Raw genomic sequence first — 19,384 nt, 5'->3', positions numbered from 1 at the left:
ACCATGAGCGACCTGACACCGCAACAACAGCTTGAATTCGAAGCCGCCGCTTTCCGCCGCCTGGTGTCACACCTGCGCGAACGCGGCGACGTGCAGAATATCGACCTGATGAACCTCGCCGGCTTTTGCCGCAACTGCCTGTCCAACTGGTACCGCGACGCCGCCAATGCCGCAGGCGTCGAGATGGACAAGGAAGCCTCCCGCGAGATCGTCTATGGCATGCCTTACGAGGCGTGGCGGGCGCTGAACCAGAAGGAAGCGACCGGCGAACAGACGGCCGCCTTTGAGGCCAGCAAGCCCAAGGAGTAACGCCTGGTACGCGTGGCCCGTCCGAAAATCAGCGCGATGTTGCGCAATGTCACTTGACCTCGACCGCACTTCGCGGCAGGTCACACCCTCACAAATTCAGTCCCACCCTCATTGATATCCCCCAACAAGGAGAACACCATGTCGGATGCCCACGGCGTCGCACGCGACCAGCTTCGTTCGTTCATCGAGCGCATCGAGCGGCTGGAAGAAGAAAAGAAGACCATCGCCGACGACATCAAGGATGTGTATGGCGAAGCAAAGGGCACCGGCTTCGACACGAAGATTCTGAAAAAGGTCATCGCGATCCGCAAGCAGGACAAGGACGAGCGCATGGAACAGGAAGCCATCCTCGACACCTATCTCGCAGCCCTCGGCATGATCGAAGCCCCGGACGCAGAATAACGCCCTGCATGACGGATGAGGCCGGGCGAGCAATTGGCCGGTATCTGTTCGCCATCAAAAAAGGCCGGTCACAAGACCGGCCTTTTTCAATTCAAGACATGCGACCTGCCTCAGGCAGCCGCTTCGCTGCCCTTGCCGCGGCGCGGCAGCTTCCAGCCTGGACGAATGAAATGGCAGGTATAGCCGTTGGGAATCCGCTCCAGATAATCCTGATGCTCAGGCTCGGCTTCCCAGAAAGCGCCCGCAGGTTCGACTTCCGTCACCACCTTTCCCGGCCAGAGACCGGAGGCATCGACATCGGCGATGGTTTCCAGCGCAACCTGCTTTTGCGCGTCGCTGGTATGGTAGATGGCTGAGCGGTAGCTTGGGCCTCTGTCATTGCCTTGGCGGTTGGCTGTCGACGGATCATGGATCTGGAAGAAGAATTCCAGGAGCTCGCGATAGCTGATCTTTGCGGGATCGAAGGCAATTTCGATCGCCTCGGCATGGTTGCCATGGTTGCGATAGGTCGCATTTTCGACGTCGCCGCCGGTATAACCGACCCGCGTCGACAGGACGCCGTCATAACGGCGGATGAGGTCCTGCATGCCCCAGAAGCAGCCACCAGCCAATACTGCGTGTTCGGTCGTCATCGGATATCCTCCACCTGTGCGAGATAATCACCATAACCTTCCGCTTCCATCTTGTCGCGCGGGACAAAACGCAGCGAAGCCGAATTGATGCAATAGCGCAAACCACCGCGATCGCGCGGGCCATCATTGAAGACGTGCCCGAGATGACTGTCGCCATGGGCCGATCGAACCTCGATCCTGGTCATGCCATGCGATGCATCGTGTAACTCGGCAACATGGGCCGGCTCGATCGGCTTGGTAAAGCTCGGCCAGCCGCAGCCGGATTCGTACTTGTCGGAGGACGCAAACAGCGGCTCTCCCGAAACGATATCGACATAGACGCCCGGCTTTTTATTGTCGTTATATTGCCCCGTACCTGGCCGTTCCGTGCCGTTTTCCTGCGTGACGCGGTACTGTTCCGCAGTCAATTTCGCAATCGCTTCCGGGGTCTTGCTGTAGTTCGGCATTCGCATACTCCTTATCCGCTTCAAACGGGATCATCTCTTTCCAGCCGTACAACGCATGCGCAGCACGCAACGCAGAAAACAACAGCGATCAATAAACGCGCGGGCAAACGAAAGAGATGACGGGAATATAGGGAGGCGAAAGCGCTTTTGCCACGCCTCAAGGTCAGGGAAACAGCCGGCAATCCGCGCCGCAGTCGCACATTTGCGTGATGCGGCATGTCGATACGGTGCGTATCAGAATACAAAAAAGCCCGCCATCGCCAGCGGGCTCGCTCTGTTTTCAACCACCATCTCAGTTGGTGCTGAACTTCTTCACTTCCAGGAAGTTGACGGCCGAGCCGCTAAAACGGGCCGTGTCAGCCGTCACGGCTTCGTTCGAGAAGCCGGCCGAATAGACCGTCGTCGGGGATGCGCGCAACGACTTGCTGACAAAGCGCGGTGCCTTGACCGGCTTGGAAAGCGTTGCCATGCGGCCATTGCTCAGCGCCCAGGAGGAAATGATCTGCTGGGTCAGCTTCGGCTCGGTGCGCACGGAAGAGCGGGTCGCAGCGTCGGCTTCCTGCTTCTTCGGGCGCTTGCCCTTGGCTGGCGCTTCGGCATTGGGGTCGAATGCATTGTCAAACACGGCGCCGCGCGCGGCAGCAGACGGTTGCGGCACAAACGCGGCCATCTCGACCGGCTGTTCCTTCTGCGTCGGCGTCGCCAAGGCAACCCGTGTCTGAACAACCGGTGTTTGGGCAACCGGTGTCTGGGCAACCCGCGTCTGCGCCTCGGCTACGGCTTCCACGGGCTTTTGCGCCAAAGCAACGGCCTGCGGCTGTACCCGCTCGGCAAAGGAGGGAACGGCGACATTGGCGTCAGCCACGGCCATCAGCGCTTCTTCGCCGGCAGGACGCGAACCGGGAACCGGGACAAAACCGAGCGCTGCAACATCTTCAGGCAGAACCGCCGCATTCGGATCGGTCGAAGCCATCAGCGTGTCGGTTCCGGCGTCGCCGTTTGATCCACGTTTGCCCAGCATCTGCGGCACCGGAATCTTGTAGGTGGTCAGGTCGGCATATTCGCTTTGTGGCGTCTCGGCCGGCGCCGGCAGGGCGGCAGCCCAGGCCTCCTGCGCTGTTTCCTTGGCGGGCGCAACCAGCGCCGTCTGAATGCCGGCATCGGCATCCCTAAAGGCTGGCCTTACGCCGGGAACGGGAGCTGCAATCTTCTGCTGCTGCTCGGCGGCCGCAGCAACGGAATTATCGACGCCAGGCAGGGGCTGTTCTGCGGCAGCAACCTGCGTGACCTTCGCCTTGGCAGCCGGCTGCTCGTCAGAGCCTTCCGCGTCAGCAGCGCTGGCGATTGCATTGGGTTCTTCATCCTCGTCGCCGCCAGCACCGAAGAGCATGGCAAACAGAGTGCCTTTGCGCTTGGTGGTGTCCTTGTCGCCCGCACCCTTGGTGCCGCCACCGGCCACTTCGAACGCGCTGGCACCCACACGGCGCTTGTAGTCCGCAACGGCCAGTTCATAGCCCGGCAACGGCTTGCCGTCGGCCGGCACGTGCAGGGTCTTGCCGTCCGGGAACAGCCGGACCAGTTCGTTGCGGGTCATGCGCGGCCAGGCGCGAACGCCGCCGACATCCATGTGCACGAACGGCGAGCCGGATGTCGGATAAAAGCCGACGCCGCCGACCTGGAACTTCATGCCGATTTCGCGAAGGGTCTTCAGCTTGACGTCGGGCAGGTAGAAATCCATCGCCTTGCCGAGCATATGCTGGCTTTTCTTGGCAACGCCCTTGGAGCGCGACCGCAGCATGCCGTTGGTGGCCGGCGAACGGTAGGCGGAGACGACGTGGATATAATCGCGCGATCCGCTCTTCTGGTAGACTTCCCAGACGAGGTCGAGAAGATGGGGATCCATCTTCGTCGGCTCATTGCGGCGCCAGTCGCGCAGGAAGCGGTTGATCTCCTGCAGGCCCTTGGCATCGTAGCGGCCATTGCGCTTGAAGGTGATCGACGCTTTTTCCTGGGTGTGGATGAAATAGAGCTTGAGCGTGCGCGTCTGGCCTGCTGCCTCAACGGGCGGCGCAAAGCCAGGCGTGACCATGGACGCTGTGATCAGAAGCGATGCGAGAACACGCGGCACCTTACGGGCAACCGCGGCGCAAAAGCGGGCTATCACGGAGCCGTTAGGCTTCTTGAATCCGAACAAATTTTGCAAACTCAATCCCCGTCCGAAGGACAATACGTCCCGTGGCTGATCAGATGACTGTCAATTGCGGTGACAGCATGGCAAATATGCCACAGTCATCGCTTATCCTTATAATATAGTGAATGGTTCACTAACAAGGTCTAAACGACAACATCCAAATGCGACGGAACGTTAGGGATTGTTATCCCTCGTTTTACGCGGCCTCGCTGAACGGATCGTCCGGGTTGATGCCGTAATCCTTTAGTTTACGATACAATGTCGAGCGCCCGATGCCAAGCTTGCGCGCCACCTGGCTCATCTGACCCCGGTAGAATTTCAGCGCAAACCGAATCAGTTCCTCTTCCACATCGGCAAGCTTTCGCACATTTCCGCCGTCATCGACGCTGGCAATCGCGTTTTCAGAGTGCTGATCCGGCGCAGCACTGCGCGGATCGGCCTTCTCGGCAGCGCTGAAATGCGGATAGACCGGCGGCAGATAATTGGCGTCCGCAACCGTGCCCTTGGCAGGCCCCGTCTCCTCCCAGGTGAAGCCCGACTTTTCGGCAACGACATAGCCGGGGATCTGTGTGGCGATCTGCGGGAAGTCCTTGACCGTCAGTTCGCTCCCCTCTGCCAGAACGACCGCCCGGAAGATGGCATTTTCCAGCTGGCGGATATTGCCCGGCCAGTCATAGGCCGTCAGAAGCGCCATTGCGCCGCTGGAAACCGAAAGCGGCGATGCCAGCCGCTGCTCCAGCGCGAAACGCTCGACGAAGGTGCGCACGAGAACCGGAATATCCTCCTTGCGCTTGCGCAGCGCCGGCATGGCGATCGGAAACACGTTCAGCCGGTAATAGAGATCCTCGCGGAAGCGGCCCTCGCGGACTTCGTTGATAAGGTCCTTGTTGGTGGCCGAGATCAGCCGGACATTGACCTTTTGCGGGTGGCGGGCGCCGATCGTTTCGATCTCGCCCTGCTGCACGGCGCGCAGCAGCTTCACCTGAACTTCAAGCGGCAGGTCGCCGATCTCATCCAGGAACAGCGTGCCGCCATCGGCATCGGCAAACTTGCCGGAATGTTTTTCAGTGGCGCCGGTAAACGCACCCTTTTCATGGCCGAAGAGAATGCTCTCCACCAGATTGTGCGGGATGGCACCACAATTGACTGTGATAAACGGTTTGCTGGCGCGCTCGCTGGCATGCTGGATGGCCCGGGCGACCATTTCCTTGCCGACGCCGGATTCGCCTTCGAGAACGATCGGGATATTGGACTGCGCCGCGCGGCGCGCCAGGTCGAGCACCCGGATCATTGCAGGACTTGCCGAGACGATATCGTCGAACCCGACGGTGCCGCTGCGCGACCGTTTTGGCGCGCGCCCACTCTTGCCCTCGCGGTGATCCATCTTCAAGGCATTGGTAATGGCAACGGAGAGCCGCTCGGGCGAGACCGGCTTGACCACGAAATCGAAGGCGCCGGCCTGCATGGCGAGAACCACCGTCTCAATGCCGCCCTGCCCCGTCTGCACGATTACGGGCGTATCGATGCCGCGCTCGGCGATGGCCTCGAGAAAACCATGGCCGTTCATTTCCGGCATCATCAGATCGAGAAGGATAACGCTGATCAGCCCGCGCTTGCGCTCCAGCAGTTCCAGACCGCTGCGTCCATTATCGGCGAGATGGGCGATGTGACCGAGCCGCTCGATCATGTTCGTCAGCAGCCGGCGCTGGACCGGATCGTCATCGATGACGAGAATTTGGGATGTCATGAAGGCCTCCTGCTTTCCGCGTAGAACGCGATCGCCACGTCATGTGCCGTATCGTGAGAAACATTCCTGTCAGAAAGGCCTGAAAATCCTCTTTTGAGAAATGCTTGCATTTTATCCATTGCCGACGTTAGGTCATGGACCCATATCCGACCTCTGCTTCGCCGCCCGAAACCGGGCCGGCATCGACAAAAAGAGTGACCGCCCATGCCTCATTTCTCTGCCTTCCAGACATCGTCACGCATCGCCCTTTCCGCCTCGTCCGGTGGCGCGAATGCGGTGGAATTGGGCGATCTGCCCACCTGGAAACTGGAGGATCTCTACCCCTCGGCAAGCTCTGCGGAATATCTCGGCGACCTGGAAAAGGCGGACACGCTCGCCAAGGCCTTCGAGGCCAAATGGAAGGGCAAGCTGTCGGATGCAGCAGCGCTTAAAGGAGACGCGGGCATCGGCGCGGCCGTGCGCGAATATGAAGTGCTCGAAGATCTGATGGGCAAGATCGGCTCCTTCGCCGGCCTCACCTATTTTTCCGACACGTCCAATCCGGCCAACGGCAAGCTCTATGGCGATGCCCAGGCCAAGCTCACGGATATGGCGAGCCATCTCCTATTCTTTGCGCTGGAACTCAACCGCATCGACGACACCGTCATCGACAGGGCGCTCGAAACCGACATGCTTGCAGCCCATTACAAGCCGTGGCTCGTCGATCTGCGTATGGACAAGCCCTACCAGCTGGATGACAAGATCGAGCAGCTCTTCCTCGAAAAATCGATGACCGGCGCCAGCGCCTTCAACCGGCTGTTCGATGAAACCATGGCGGCGCTGACCTTTAAGGTCGATGGCGAGACGCTGCCGCTCGAAGTGACGCTGAGCATGCTGCAGGAAGCCGATCCGGAAATCCGCAAGAAGGCGGCAGCTGCCCTGGCCAAGACCTTCAAGGACAATATCCGCACCTTCACGCTGATCACCAACACGCTCGCGAAAGACAAGGACATCTCCGATCGCTGGCGCGGCTTTACCGATATCGCCGACAGCCGCCACCTGGCCAACCGCGTCGAGCGCGACGTGGTCGATGCGCTGGCTGCAGCCGTCAAGGATGCCTATCCGCGGCTGTCGCACCGCTATTATGCGATGAAGGCCAAGTGGCTTGGCATGGAACAGATGGAATTCTGGGACCGCAACGCGCCGCTGCCGGAAACGCCGGCGACGCTGATCCCGTGGAGCGAAGCCAAGGAAACGGTTCTATCCGCCTATGCGGGCTTCCAGCCGGAAATGGCCGATATCGCCCGGCGCTTTTTCGATGGCGGCTGGATCGATGCGCCGGTGCGCCCCGGCAAGGCGCCGGGCGCCTTTGCACATCCGACGGTGCCGTCCGCGCATCCTTATGTGCTGGTCAATTATATGGGCAAGCCGCGCGACGTGATGACGCTCGCCCATGAGCTCGGCCATGGCGTGCATCAGGTTCTGGCCGGCGGCCAGGGCGCGCTGATGGCCTCGACGCCGCTGACCCTGGCTGAAACCGCCTCCGTCTTCGGCGAAATGCTGACCTTCCGGGCCCTGCTCGACAAGACGAAGGACAAGCGGGAACGCAAGGCCATGCTTGCCCAGAAGGTCGAGGACATGATCAACACGGTCGTGCGCCAGATCGCCTTTTACGAATTCGAGCGCAAGGTGCACACCGCCCGCAAGAATGGCGAGCTGACTGCCGACGATATCGGCCAGCTATGGCTGTCGGTTCAGGAAGAAAGCCTCGGTCCGGCCATCCGGATTTCCGAGGGCTACGAGACCTACTGGGCCTATATCCCCCACTTCATCCATTCGCCCTTCTACGTCTATGCCTATGCCTTCGGCGATTGCCTGGTCAACTCGCTCTACGCCGTCTACCAGAAGGCCGAAACCGGCTTTCAGCAGAAATATTTCGAGCTCCTGAAGGCGGGTGGCACCAAGCATCACTCCGAGCTTCTCGCCCCCTTCGGCCTCGACGCCACCGATCCGTCGTTCTGGGCACAGGGCCTGTCGATGCTGGAAGGGCTGATCGACGAGTTGGAAGTGCTTGATAGACAGGCATAGACTTGAGCAGGAACGGACGATGACAGCGAGCTTTGCGGATGCCCGTATGGATTCCCGGGTCAAGCCCGGGGTTGGCGATCCGTGGGCTCGGCTGGCTGCAAAGTTACTTCCACTCTGCGGCCGGCAAACCCATGTCCGCCGTCACCCCCGTTCTCTGTCATCCTCGGGCTCGATCCGAGGATCCACGCGGACACAAGCGTGAGCCGCATGACCGACACCGGCCCCTATGTCCTGTTCCGGGACGACAGCGAAGACAGGACGACCGTCTTTGCCGAGCCGCTGCGCGTCATCACCGCCCACACGAAGGCGCAGTTCTGGGCCGGCCTGAAGGATATGGAAGCCGCCCACGGGCAAGGCAAATGGCTGGCCGGTTTCATGAGCTATGAAGCGGGTCACCTCTTTGAAGAAAAGCTTACCCCCTTCGCGCAGGAAAACCGTCGCACGCCGCTGATGGCGTTCGGCGTGTTCGATGGCCCGGCCGACGGCCATGCACTGGCAGAGCCCCAGCGCCGCATTGAGAACGAGCCTTTTATCACCGAGCCCCGCGCAAGCTGGAATTTTGAGACCTATAAGCAGCGTTTCGACCGGCTGCACCAGCATCTGCGGCAGGGCGATTGTTACCAGGCGAACCTGACCATGCAGGTCAACGCCCGCTGGAACGGCGATCCGCTGGCTGCCTTCTGGTCGTTGATCGAGCGGCAGCCGGTCAAATATGGCGCGCTGGTTTCGCTGGGTGGCCCCACCCTTCTGTCGCGCTCGCCCGAACTGTTCTTCCGGGTGGATCAGGACGGCTGGATCGAGACGCACCCGATGAAAGGCACGGCCCGGCGCGGCGCAACGCCTGCGGAAGACCAGGACCTGATCCGCGAAATGCGGGAGGATCCGAAATCCCAGGCCGAAAACCGGATGATCGTCGATCTCCTGCGCAACGACATTTCCCGCATCACGGAGGTTGGCACGCTCGATGTGTCCAAACTCTTCGATATCGAAACCTATCCGACCGTGCACCAGATGGTCAGCCATGTCCGGGCAAAATTGCTGCCCGATATCGGCATCACCCAGATTTTCGAGGCGCTTTTCCCCTGCGGTTCCGTCACCGGCGCGCCCAAAATGCGGGCGATGGACATTCTCCATGATCTCGAAGACGGGCCGCGCGATGCCTATTGCGGCTCGATCGGCTTCATCGCGCCTGACGGGACAATGCGCTTCAACGTCGCCATCCGCACGCTGTCACTCTTTCCGGAAGGCGAAGCCATTTTCAATGTCGGCGGCGGCATCGTCTTTGATTCCACCGCCGAAGCCGAATATGAGGAATGCCTGCTCAAAGCCCGCTTCGCCGTCGGCGATACCTGGATCGACCGATGAGCGATTTTTCGCTGATCGAAACGATGCGATGGGAGCCTGAAACCGGCATCATCCGCCTGCGGCTGCATCTGGCCCGGTTGACACGTTCGGCGGGACGGCTGGGGTTTATAGGCGCGGATCGGGCAGCGGAAAAGCTGGCAGAGGTGCTGGGGGAGACGCCTACCGCGCGCTCCCTCTTCTCCCCAGCGGGGAGAAGTGCCGAGCAAAGCGAGGCGATGAGGGGGCCGTCCGGCACATTCAGCGCCAGCCGCTCCCCCGCATCCGGCCCTTCGGGCCACCTTCTCCCCACAGGGGAGGAGGAAGAGCAGCGGCCGGGGCCCCTTCGCGTCCGCCTGACCCTCAGCCCCGCCGGCGAAATCGCCATCACCACCGCGCCGTTCGCGCCACTGCCGCCCGATACAATCTGGCGCGTCGCAATCGCCGCAGCCCGGCTCGATTCCAACAACAGGCTTTTGCGCCACAAGACCACAAGTCGCGAAATTTACGAGGCGGCGCGCGCCGAATATCCGGCCTCCGATGCCGATGAGGTGCTGTTGCTCAATGAGAAGGGCGAACCCTGCGAGGGCACGATCACCTCGATCTTTCTCGAGGACGGCTCGGGGATGCTCAAAACGCCGCCGGTCGCCTGCGGTCTTTTGGCGGGCGTGCTGCGCACAGAGCTGATCTGCGCCCGGCGCGCCCGCGTCCAGCGCCTGACCCTGGCCGATCTGAAGACCGGCACACTCTATATGGGCAATTCGCTGCGCGGTCTGATCCGCGCCAAACACCTGATGAAGGACTGATCATGTTCATCCTGTCACTGACCTATACGGCCCGGCTGTCCGAAGTCGACCGCCATATCGAACCCCATATGGACTGGGTGAAAGACGGCTATGACAGAGGCATTTTCCTCGCATCCGGACGCAAGAACCCGCGCACCGGCGGGGTGATTTTCGCACGCGGCACACGGGCCGACATCGAGGCGATCGTGGCGGCGGACCCGTTTACCATCCATGGCGTCGCAGATACCGAGATCACCGAGGTCACAGTGACCCGGACGGCTGACGGCCTTGAAGGACTGGCAGAGTAGAGATCAGCGGGCGCCAACCGCCATGCGGTCGCGGCCGGAATGCTTGGCATCGTAAAGGGCGGCATCGGCGCGCGAATAGATTTCCTTTGCAGTCTCGCCCGGCCGCAGGGCGGCAATGCCGGCCGAGCAGGTATAGGAAAACAGCGGGGCCGACAAAAGCGGACGCGCCGTGCGCACCGTCTCCAGCACCTGGTCGATGATCCACTCCCCCTCGGCAAGCGTTGTCTGCGGAAAGATCAGCATGAACTCCTCGCCGCCGATGCGGCCGAAACAATCATGGCGCCGCACGACCGGATGGACCCGGCGGGCAAAGTCGAGCAGGATCTCGTCGCCGGTCTGGTGGCCATAGAGATCGTTGATGCCCTTGAAAAAGTCGATATCGAGAATGGAAATGCAGCCACTGACGGGTCCGCCCGCCGGCTGGCTGCGGATCATCGCCTCCAGCTGCGCCATCATGTAACGGCGGTTGGAGATGCCGGTGAGTTCGTCGGTTTGCGATGCCTTCAAAGCAAAATCGCGATCCTGCCGTAATGTCCTTTCGTCGGCGCGCAGATGGGTGATGTCATTGGCGATGCACAGCATCCAGCCGCTGCGATCGACGCTTTCGGTCATCCAGAGCCACCGGCCATCGACCAGATCGGTCTCGAATGCGCGGAACGGCATCTTGCCGCGCCGCGACTGCGCCGAGACGACCCAGGCTTCGAAATCCGGCACGCTAATGACGGTGCCCCGGCCAAGCGCATGATTGCGCCGCATCAAATCCGCCCAGAGCGGCGTCTCCGCCTCATCGAGCGCGAAAGCCGCGCGAAAAGCCCGGTTGGCGTAGCGCAGGCGATCCCGCTGATCGTAAAGCGCGATGAAAACCGCAGTCTCATCCCGCAAGGACGCCAGTCTCGCCTGTAAGTCATCCATCGCATTGATTCCGTATCACCGCATTCATGATACCAGCCATAGCGGTCAGCACGCCAGAATAATGCCGATTGTGCGAATTCCCCGCAGCCGGAGATTGTTATGCTCAATGAAATATATGCCCGCGTCTCAAAATGGAACATAAAGATCAGAATAATATGACGGCGGACGGGGTGTCAGGCCACGCGAAAAACCGGCCCGCAAACATCAAAAACCCCGCCGGTTTGCATCTGGCGGGGCTTCTACAGAGATGGCGATTGACGCCGGGGATTACTCGGCTGCGGCGGCCGGTTTCAAAACGCCGCGGCGGATTTGGTCGGCCTCGATCGATTCGAACAGAGCGCGAAAATTGCCTTCGCCAAAACCTTCGTCACCCTTTCGCTGGATGAATTCGAAGAAGATCGGCCCGATCACCGTCTTTGAGAAGATTTGCAGCAGGATGCGGGTCATGCCGCCATCCACCACGCCCTCGCCGTCGATCAGGATACCGTGCTTCTTCATCTTCTCGATCGGCTCGTCATGCCCATTTACCCGGTCATGCGACAGGTCGTAATAGGTTTCCGGCGGTCCAGGCATGAACTTCAGGTCATTGGCAGCCAGCCTGTCGGTCGCCTCGTATATGCCATCAGTACCAACGGCGATATGCTGGATGCCTTCGCCCTTGTATTTGCGCAGGTATTCCTCGATCTGGCTCGTATCGTCCTTGGACTCGTTCAGCGGGATGCGGATCTTGCCGCAGGCGGACGTGATCGCCCGGCTTGTGAGGCCCGTGATGCGCCCGTCGATATTGAAGAAATGGATCTGCTTGAAGCCGAACAGTTCGCGGTAGAAATCCCACCACGTATCCATGTTGCCGCGATAGACATTATGGGTGAGGTGATCGAGATAATAAAAGCCGACGCCCTCAGGCTTCGGATCGCGCGCGCCCAGCCACTCGAATTCCGCCTCATAGGGCGAACCCTCGCTGCCATAGGTGTCGATGAAATAGAGCAGCGAACCGCCAATGCCGACGATAGCGGGAACGTCGAGCGCCTTGTCCTTGCCGGTATAGGGCATGGCACCTTTGGAAACGGCATGATCGAACGCATGTTTCGCATCCGAAACACGCCAGGCCATGGATGGCGCGCAGGGACCGTGATCCTCCACGAAGCGCATGGCATGGCTGCCGGGCTCGGCATTCAAGATGTAGTTGATATCGCCCTGGCGCCACACGCTGATATCCTTGCTGCGATGCTTGGCAACGCAGGAATAGCCCATGCGGGTGAAAAGCTCGCGCAGCTTTTCGGGCTCCGGATGGGCGAATTCGACAAACTCGAAACCATCGGTACCGGCCGGGTTGTCAACAGTAATGCCGGTCGGCGGCGTGTCATGCGGGAAGGGGCCCATCGTTCTCTCCTCTGAACGTCAGAATTTGGGCCATGATGACGGAGATTCCGTGCATTGTGCTTGCATTCTTGCGCAGTCAGGCGAAATCTATGCATGGTTCATGCGAAATATTGAGGATTTGCGCACAGATGGAACAGCTCGACGGATATGACCTGAAGATCCTTTCGCAATTGCAGAGTGATGGCCGGCTGACCAACAACGAACTCTCCGAAAGGATTGCCTTATCGCCCTCGCAATGCTCGCGGCGGCGGGCGCGGCTAGAGACCGAAGGGTTCATCCAGACCTACCGGGCCATGCTGGACCGCGGCCGGCTGGGGCTGGACCTTCTGATCGTCATTGCCGTGACGCTGGCCACCCATAACCGCGACAATGCCAAGCGTTTTGCAGCCCTGATCGCCGATCTGCCGGAGGTGCTGGAATGTTACGCGCTGACCGGCGAGATGGATTATCACCTCAAGGTCGTGACACCCGATCTTGCCGGCCTTGCCCATTTCGTCAACGACGTGCTGTTGCCGCATGACAGCGTGCAGCATGTGAAAACGTCGATCGTGCTGGCAACGTTGAAGGATTTCGAGGGGCTTCCAGTGCGCCAGCGCGCAAAATCCTAACGCGGTCTCTTCGGCATGGCTTTTTCAACGGCGGTGACCCCGGAGGACAGGGCCTGCAAACCATCCTGGCCCAACAGGTGTGAGAGTTCGGCCGAATAATCACGCGCCAGCCGCGTCAGGTCCCGGTAGGCCCTGATGCCGGCGGGCGTCAGTTCCAGATGCTCGGCACGGCGATCGTCCTCGTCCCGCGTCCGCTTCAGCCAGCGGCGATCCTCCAGCGCAAACACGGCGCGGCTGACCTTCGTCTTGTGCATGGTGGAATGGGCCCCCACCTCCGTCGCCGTCATCCGGCCGGAGCTTCCAAGTGCCGCCCCCAACGCTGCCAATGTGCGCCATTCGGGCCGCGTCAGCCCGTATTCGGCCTTGTAAGCCGCAGCAAAGCGCAAAGCGACGAACTCCGCCGCACGATTGAGGCGGAACGGCAGGAACTGCTCGAGATCGAAATCGGCGATGACATTCTCGGGGTTCATCGGTTCCTTCATGGCTTCCTTGATAGTTACAAAATTGACAGTTACGTTTGTAACCATATCCACGAAGGAGGATCAAGCGATGCTGGAAAAAACCCGGACGGCGGCGGCCGATGCGCAGGTCAACAGCCCGCAATATATGCCCGGCTTCGGCAATGACTTCGAAACGGAATCTCTTCCCGGCGCCCTGCCCCAAGGCCAGAACAGCCCGCAGAAATGCAATTACGGCCTGTATGCCGAACAGCTTTCCGGTTCCCCCTTCACCGCACCGCGCGGCACCAATGAACGCTCCTGGCTCTACCGCATCCGCCCGAGCGTGCGCCACACGCGCCGTTTCTCCAATGCCAGCTACCCTTTCTGGAAATCGGCGCCCTGTCTCGACGATCACTCCCTGCCGCTTGGACAATTGCGCTGGAGCCCGATCCCGGAACCGGCGGAAACGCTCAATTTCCTTTCCGGCATCCGCACCATGACTGCCGCCGGCGACGTCATGACCCAGGTCGGCATGGCCGCCCATGCCTATATCTTCAACGATGACATGATCGACGACTATTTCTTCGACGCCGATGGCGAACTTTTGATCGTACCGCAACTCGGCGCCATCCGCGTCTTCACCGAAATGGGGATCATGGATGTCGAACCGTCGGAGATCTGCCTCGTCCCGCGCGGCATGATGTTCAAGGTCTCGCGGCTTGGCGAAGGCTCAGTCTGGCGGGGATATATCTGCGAGAATTACGGCGCCAAATTCACCCTGCCGGATCGCGGCCCGATCGGCGCCAACTGCCTTGCCAATCCGCGCGATTTCAAGACACCGGTGGCCGCCTACGAGGACAAGGAAACGCCCTGCCGGGTGCATGTGAAATGGTGCGGGAAGTTCTACGTTACCGAGATCGGCCATTCGCCGCTCGATGTCATCGCCTGGCACGGCAATTACGCACCCTTCAAATATGATCTGCGGACGTTTTCGCCGGTCGGCGCCATCCTGTTCGATCATCCCGACCCGTCGATCTTCACGGTGCTGACGGCCCCGACGGAGGAGGCCGGCACCGCCAATGTCGATTTCGTCATCTTCCCACCGCGCTGGCTGGTGGCCGAACATACGTTCCGCCCGCCCTGGTACCACCGCAACATCATGAGCGAATTCATGGGCCTGATCCATGGCCAATATGACGCCAAGGAAGAGGGCTTCGTGCCCGGCGGCATGAGCCTGCACAATATGATGCTGCCACACGGACCAGACGCACCCGGCTTCGAGAAAGCTTCCAACAGCGAACTGAAGCCCGTGAAGCTCGACCATACCATGGCCTTCATGTTCGAGACCCGCTACCCGCAGCAACTCACCCGCTACGCCGCCGAACTGGAAACGCTGCAGGACGACTATCTCGAATGCTGGGACGGCCTGGAGCGGAAATTCGACGGCACGCCCGGGATCCGGTGAAGCCCAACGACAAAGGCCCCTCTTCCGCCCTGTCGGGCACCTTCTCCCCGCAGGCCGGGAGAAGGGACAAGCGGCAAGCTCCATCGTCCCCTCTCCCCGCCTGCGGGGAGAGGGCTAGGGTGAGGGGCAAGGCCGCAATTTAATATTGAGGGACAAGGCGGCGCATAGATAAAGAACGGAAACCAGCATGAAGCTTGCCACACTCAAGGACTCCACCCGCGATGGCCGCCTGGTCGTCGTGTCCCGGGATTTGACCCGTTGTTCCGAAGTCGGCCATATCGCCCGCACGCTGCAGGCGGCGCTGGACGACTGGGCCCATGCCGGCCCGCGCCTTGGCGAGGTCGCGGACGGTCTGGAAACCGGCGCACAGCCTTCGCAGCGCTTCCATGAACACGAGGCCGCCTCTCCCCTGCCGCGTGCCTATCAGTGGGCGGATGGCTCGGCCTATGTCAATCACGTCGAACTGGTGCGCAAGGCCCGCAACGCCGAAATGCCCGCCTCCTTCTGGACCGAGCCCTTGATGTATCAGGGCGGCTCCGACGCGTTTCTTTCCCCCCGCGATCCGATCGTGATGGCGGACGAGGCCTATGGGATCGACATGGAGGCAGAGATAGCCGTCATCACCGATGACGTGCCGATGGGCGCAACACCCGAGGCTGCCAGGGCCGCGATCCGCCTGATCATGCTGGTCAACGATGTCTCCCTACGCGGCCTCATCCCGGCCGAACTCGCCAAGGGTTTCGGCTTCTTCCAGTCGAAGCCCTCCTCTGCATTTTCACCTGTTGCGGTCACGCCGGAAGACCTGGGCGACGCCTGGGATGGAGGCAAGCTGCACCTTCCACTTCTCGTCGATCTCAACGGAAACCCCTTCGGCCGCGCCAATGCCGGTATCGACATGACCTTCGATTTTGGTGAACTGGTTGCCCATGCGGCCAAAACCCGGCCGCTTTGCGCCGGAACCATCATCGGCTCGGGCACCGTTTCCAACAAGCTCGACGGCGGACCGGGCAAACCTGTTTCACAAGGTGGCGCTGGCTATTCCTGCATCGCCGAAATCCGCACCATCGAGACCATCGAGACAGGCGCGCCCATCACGCCGTTCCTGCATTTCGGCGACACCGTGCGGATCGAAATGAAAGACAAGACCAGGCATTCGATCTTCGGCACGATCGAGCAGACCGTGGCGAAATATCAACCCGGCGCGAGGCAATCCTGATGACCTCTCCGGTTCTCTTCGACTACTGGCGCTCTTCCGCCAGCTACCGGGTACGGATTGCGCTCAACATGCTGGATATTCCCTACAGCTCCGTACCGGTCGATCTGTTGAGCGGACAGCACAAGCAGCCGGAGCATCTCGCCCGCAATCCGCAGGGTCTGGTTCCAGCCCTTGAGATCGATGGCCATATGCTGACGCAGTCGCTTGCCATCATTGAATATCTGGCGGAAACGCGGCCGGACACGCCCTTCCTGCCCGCCGATCCGCTGGGCCGCCACCGCGTCCGCGCCCTCTCCTACGCCATTGCCATGGACATTCATCCCACCTGCAATCTCGGCATCGTCGCCCATGTCATGCAGCAGGCGAGCGATCCGGAGGCGGCGCGCGCGGCCTGGATGCGCAAGTTCATCGGTGAAGGTCTCACCGCCTTCGAACGCCTTCTCGATCACCCGGCAACCGGCACCTTCTGTCATGGTGACAGGCCGGGCATGGCCGATCTCTGCCTCGTGCCGCAGCTCTACAATGCCCGGCGCTGGAATGTCGATCTAGCGGACTGCGCACGCACGGTGGCCATTGCCGAGCGATGTGCCGCGCTGCCCGCCTTTGCAGCGGCCCATCCGGATCAGGCCGCGCCTCAATAGGAAAATGCCGGTCAGGCTGCTTTCCGCCGGAAGCTGTTCTTGGCATAACGGCCATCCCGGCAATCAGACGCAGGCTTCGCCATGGAACAGAACTTTCTCATCGACGGCGCGGCCAACGCGGCGATAACAATCCTTCTCGCCCATGGCGCCGGTGCCCCGATGGATTCCGCATCGATGAATGCAGCCACGGCGGCCCTTGTCGCCGAAGGATTTCGCGTCGTCCGCTTCGAGTTCGGCTACATGGCTGCCCGCCGCAGTTCCGGCGCACGCAAACCGCCGCCAAAAGCAGAAAAGCTGATCCCCAAATATCTGGCAGCCATTGCCGCACTCGGTGCAACCGGGCCTTTGATCATCGGCGGCAAGTCGATGGGCGGCCGCGTTGCCAGCATGGTGGCCGATGACCTTTTGTCGCGGGGAGAGATCGCCGGCCTGCTCTGCCTCGGCTATCCCTTTCATCCGCCGGGCAAGCCTGAAAGCCTGCGCACGCAGCATCTGGCGGAGCTGAAAACGCCCACGCTCATCTGCCAGGGAACCCGCGACGAATTCGGAACGCGCGAGGAAGTTGCAAGCTACGCACTCTCCGGCAACATCCGCATTCTCTGGCTGGAAGACGGCGATCACGACCTGAAACCGCGCAAGACGATCTCCGGCTTCTCGGCCGCCGACCACCTGAAGACGATGGCCGGAACTGTGAAGCACTGGTCTCAGCAAATAACGAAGACGGATTGAGAACCGCCTCTCCCGCCATCCACAAACCTGTCATCGGCCGCATGCTACAAACCGGCCGAGTTGCCGTGTCACCCTTTATTGTGACAGAAATCTATGCTCTAGGGCCTTTCAAGTGAAAGACAGGCATTATATGCCGTTCACACCAGACGAACCCGTCCGCAGGAGACAAAACGAAATGGCAGAAACAACCTACCCGATTCACGGCGAAATCACCGGCCCGATCGTCATGATCGGCTTTGGCTCCATCGGCCGCGGCACCCTGCCCCTGATCGAGCGCCACTTTAAGTTCGACAAGAGCCGGATGGTTGTCATCGACCCGCGCGAAGACGCAGGCGACATGGAAATCCTTGCCAAGCATGGCGTCCGCCACATCAAGGAATATGTCACCAAGGACAACTACAAGGACCTCTTGAAGCCGCTTCTCACCGAAGGCGGCGGCCAGGGCTTCTGCGTCAACCTGTCGGTCGATACCGGCTCGGTCGACCTGATGAAACTCTGCCGCAAGCTCGACGTGCTTTATATCGACACGGTTATCGAGCCTTGGCTGGGCTTCTATTTCGACAAGAACATGAAGAACTCCGAGCGCACCAACTATGCGCTGCGCGAAACCCTGCGCAAGGAAAAGGCCAAGAACCCAGGCGGCGCGACAGCCGTATCCACCTGCGGCGCCAACCCGGGCATGGTCTCCTGGTTCGTCAAGCAGGCTCTGGTTAACCTTGCCAACGATCTCGACATCAAGTTCGACGAGCCCGACCAGCATGACCGCGAAGGCTGGGCCAAGCTGATGAAGAAGACCGGCGTCAAGGGCATTCATATTGCCGAGCGCGATACGCAGCTGACCAAGAACCCGAAGCCGCTCAACGTCTTCTGGAACACTTGGTCGGTCGAAGGCTTCATTTCCGAAGGCCTGCAGCCTGCCGAACTCGGCTGGGGCACGCACGAAAACTGGATGCCGAAGAACGCCAAGAAGCACAAGAAGGGCTGCCAGGCGGCCATCTATCTGGAACAGCCGGGCGCCAACACCCGCGTCCGCACCTGGTGCCCGACGCCGGGCCCGCAATATGGCTTCCTCGTCACCCACAACGAGTCGATCTCGATCGCCGACTATTTCACGGTGAAGGATAAGGACGGCGACGTGACGTTCCGCCCGACCTGCCATTACGCCTATCATCCGGCCAATGACGCCGTCCTGTCGCTGCATGAAATGTTCGGCAATGGCGGCAATGCACAGCCGGTCCACCACGTTCTCGACGAGCATGAGCTGGTCGATGGCATCGACGAACTCGGCGTGCTGCTCTATGGCCACGACAAGAACGCCTACTGGTTCGGTTCGCGCCTGTCGCTGGAAGAAACCCGCCGCATCGCGCCGTATCAGAACGCGACCGGCCTGCAGGTAACCTCGGCCGTTCTCTCGGGCATGGTCTGGGCGCTGGAAAACCCGAATGCCGGCATCGTCGAAGCCGACGAGGTCGACTACAAGCGTTGCCTCGAAGTGCAGACACCGTATCTCGGCCCGGTTGAAGGCCATTATACCGACTGGACCCCGCTCGACGGCCGTCCGGGCCTGTTCCCGGAAGATCTCGACACCAAGGATCCCTGGCAGTTCAAGAACATCCTCGTTCGCTGAACTGACTGATAAGGCTTGAATATTGAACGCCCGGGGAACGATCTCCGGGCGTTTTCGTTATGGACCGAATAATACCTGCCGTGCTCATGCCGCACTCTTGCATTCAACTCCTGATCACGGCATGGTTTTTTCAAT

At 60.7% G+C, this 19,384-nt stretch carries 19 protein-coding genes; 12 read left to right on the top strand and 7 right to left on the bottom strand.

Features of this window, described 5'->3' with window-relative positions:
- The first annotated feature begins 3 nt into the window (after positions 1 to 3).
- On the top strand, positions 4 to 309 hold the full coding sequence (locus tag ASD32_RS17815; protein ID WP_060639365.1) for a DUF1244 domain-containing protein: 306 nt from the start codon (positions 4 to 6) through the stop codon (positions 307 to 309).
- A 138-nt stretch (positions 310 to 447) separates the two neighbouring features.
- Complete coding sequence (locus ASD32_RS17810; protein ID WP_060639364.1) at positions 448 to 711, top strand: DUF2312 domain-containing protein; 264 nt, start codon at positions 448 to 450, stop codon at positions 709 to 711.
- Positions 712 to 821: 110 nt separating this feature from the next.
- Here ASD32_RS17810 and msrA read toward each other — a convergent pair whose 3' ends face one another.
- The 4 genes from msrA to ASD32_RS17790 form a co-directional block, all read right to left on the bottom strand.
- Positions 822 to 1,343 carry a peptide-methionine (S)-S-oxide reductase MsrA gene (gene msrA, locus ASD32_RS17805; protein WP_060639363.1) on the bottom strand — a complete coding sequence of 174 codons (522 nt, stop codon included), beginning with the start codon at positions 1,341 to 1,343 and terminating at the stop codon, positions 822 to 824.
- Positions 1,340 to 1,789 carry a peptide-methionine (R)-S-oxide reductase MsrB gene (gene msrB, locus ASD32_RS17800; RefSeq protein WP_060639362.1) on the bottom strand — a complete coding sequence of 150 codons (450 nt, stop codon included), beginning with the start codon at positions 1,787 to 1,789 and terminating at the stop codon, positions 1,340 to 1,342. Before msrB ends, msrA begins: the two co-directional genes overlap by 4 nt.
- 292 nt (positions 1,790 to 2,081) lie before the next feature.
- A complete protein-coding gene (locus ASD32_RS17795) occupies positions 2,082 to 3,992 on the bottom strand; it encodes a DUF882 domain-containing protein (RefSeq protein ID WP_060639361.1) in 1,911 nt (636 codons plus the stop codon).
- A gap of 184 nt (positions 3,993 to 4,176) precedes the next feature.
- Positions 4,177 to 5,727: a sigma-54 dependent transcriptional regulator gene (locus tag ASD32_RS17790; RefSeq protein WP_060639360.1), complete on the bottom strand. Its 1,551-nt coding sequence runs from the start codon at positions 5,725 to 5,727 to the stop codon at positions 4,177 to 4,179.
- Positions 5,728 to 5,931: 204 nt separating this feature from the next.
- On the opposite strand from ASD32_RS17790, the gene ASD32_RS17785 reads away from it, so the two are divergent.
- From ASD32_RS17785 to ASD32_RS17770, 4 genes are all read left to right on the top strand, one after another.
- A complete protein-coding gene (locus ASD32_RS17785; RefSeq protein ID WP_060639359.1) occupies positions 5,932 to 7,794 on the top strand; it encodes a M3 family oligoendopeptidase in 1,863 nt (620 codons plus the stop codon).
- A gap of 207 nt (positions 7,795 to 8,001) precedes the next feature.
- Complete coding sequence (locus tag ASD32_RS17780) at positions 8,002 to 9,159, top strand: aminodeoxychorismate synthase component I (RefSeq protein WP_060639358.1); 1,158 nt, start codon at positions 8,002 to 8,004, stop codon at positions 9,157 to 9,159.
- A complete protein-coding gene (locus tag ASD32_RS17775; RefSeq protein ID WP_060639357.1) occupies positions 9,156 to 9,941 on the top strand; it encodes an aminotransferase class IV family protein in 786 nt (261 codons plus the stop codon). Before ASD32_RS17780 ends, ASD32_RS17775 begins: the two co-directional genes overlap by 4 nt.
- Positions 9,942 to 9,943: 2 nt before the next feature.
- Positions 9,944 to 10,228, top strand: a complete 285-nt coding sequence (locus ASD32_RS17770; protein ID WP_060639356.1) for a YciI family protein — start codon at positions 9,944 to 9,946, stop codon at positions 10,226 to 10,228.
- Between the two features lie 3 nt (positions 10,229 to 10,231).
- On the opposite strand, the gene ASD32_RS17765 is transcribed toward ASD32_RS17770, so the two are convergent.
- Positions 10,232 to 11,140 carry a GGDEF domain-containing protein gene (locus ASD32_RS17765; RefSeq protein ID WP_060639355.1) on the bottom strand — a complete coding sequence of 303 codons (909 nt, stop codon included), beginning with the start codon at positions 11,138 to 11,140 and terminating at the stop codon, positions 10,232 to 10,234.
- A 267-nt stretch (positions 11,141 to 11,407) separates the two neighbouring features.
- The gene (gene hppD / locus ASD32_RS17760; RefSeq protein WP_060639354.1) at positions 11,408 to 12,523 is read right to left on the bottom strand and encodes a 4-hydroxyphenylpyruvate dioxygenase; all 1,116 of its coding nucleotides are present in this window, start codon (positions 12,521 to 12,523) and stop codon (positions 11,408 to 11,410) included.
- Between the two features lie 128 nt (positions 12,524 to 12,651).
- Between hppD and ASD32_RS17755 the strand changes: the two genes are divergently transcribed.
- Positions 12,652 to 13,131 carry an Lrp/AsnC family transcriptional regulator gene (locus ASD32_RS17755; protein WP_060639353.1) on the top strand — a complete coding sequence of 160 codons (480 nt, stop codon included), beginning with the start codon at positions 12,652 to 12,654 and terminating at the stop codon, positions 13,129 to 13,131.
- Here ASD32_RS17755 and ASD32_RS17750 read toward each other — a convergent pair.
- The gene (locus ASD32_RS17750) at positions 13,128 to 13,583 is read right to left on the bottom strand and encodes a MarR family winged helix-turn-helix transcriptional regulator (RefSeq protein WP_060639575.1); all 456 of its coding nucleotides are present in this window, start codon (positions 13,581 to 13,583) and stop codon (positions 13,128 to 13,130) included. The two genes, ASD32_RS17755 and ASD32_RS17750, sit on opposite strands and share 4 nt — an antisense overlap.
- A 97-nt stretch (positions 13,584 to 13,680) precedes the next feature.
- Between ASD32_RS17750 and hmgA the strand changes: the two genes are divergently transcribed.
- From hmgA to ASD32_RS17725, 5 genes are all read left to right on the top strand, one after another.
- A complete protein-coding gene (hmgA, locus tag ASD32_RS17745) occupies positions 13,681 to 15,036 on the top strand; it encodes a homogentisate 1,2-dioxygenase (RefSeq protein ID WP_060639352.1) in 1,356 nt (451 codons plus the stop codon).
- 187 nt (positions 15,037 to 15,223) lie between these two features.
- The gene (locus tag ASD32_RS17740; protein ID WP_060639351.1) at positions 15,224 to 16,252 is read left to right on the top strand and encodes a fumarylacetoacetate hydrolase family protein; all 1,029 of its coding nucleotides are present in this window, start codon (positions 15,224 to 15,226) and stop codon (positions 16,250 to 16,252) included.
- On the top strand, positions 16,252 to 16,893 hold the full coding sequence (gene maiA / locus ASD32_RS17735) for a maleylacetoacetate isomerase (RefSeq protein WP_060639350.1): 642 nt from the start codon (positions 16,252 to 16,254) through the stop codon (positions 16,891 to 16,893). The genes ASD32_RS17740 and maiA overlap by 1 nt, the downstream gene beginning before the upstream one ends.
- A gap of 81 nt (positions 16,894 to 16,974) precedes the next feature.
- The gene (locus ASD32_RS17730) at positions 16,975 to 17,622 is read left to right on the top strand and encodes an alpha/beta family hydrolase (protein WP_060639349.1); all 648 of its coding nucleotides are present in this window, start codon (positions 16,975 to 16,977) and stop codon (positions 17,620 to 17,622) included.
- 175 nt (positions 17,623 to 17,797) lie between these two features.
- A complete protein-coding gene (locus tag ASD32_RS17725) occupies positions 17,798 to 19,249 on the top strand; it encodes a homospermidine synthase (protein ID WP_060639348.1) in 1,452 nt (483 codons plus the stop codon).
- Positions 19,250 to 19,384: the final 135 nt, after the last annotated feature.

It is taken from the genome of Rhizobium sp. Root483D2 (assembly GCF_001426685.1).
GTDB lineage: Bacteria > Pseudomonadota > Alphaproteobacteria > Rhizobiales > Rhizobiaceae > Pararhizobium > Pararhizobium qamdonense.
Note: the sequence above shows the minus strand (reverse complement) of the source record. Positions and strands in the feature narration are given on the sequence as shown.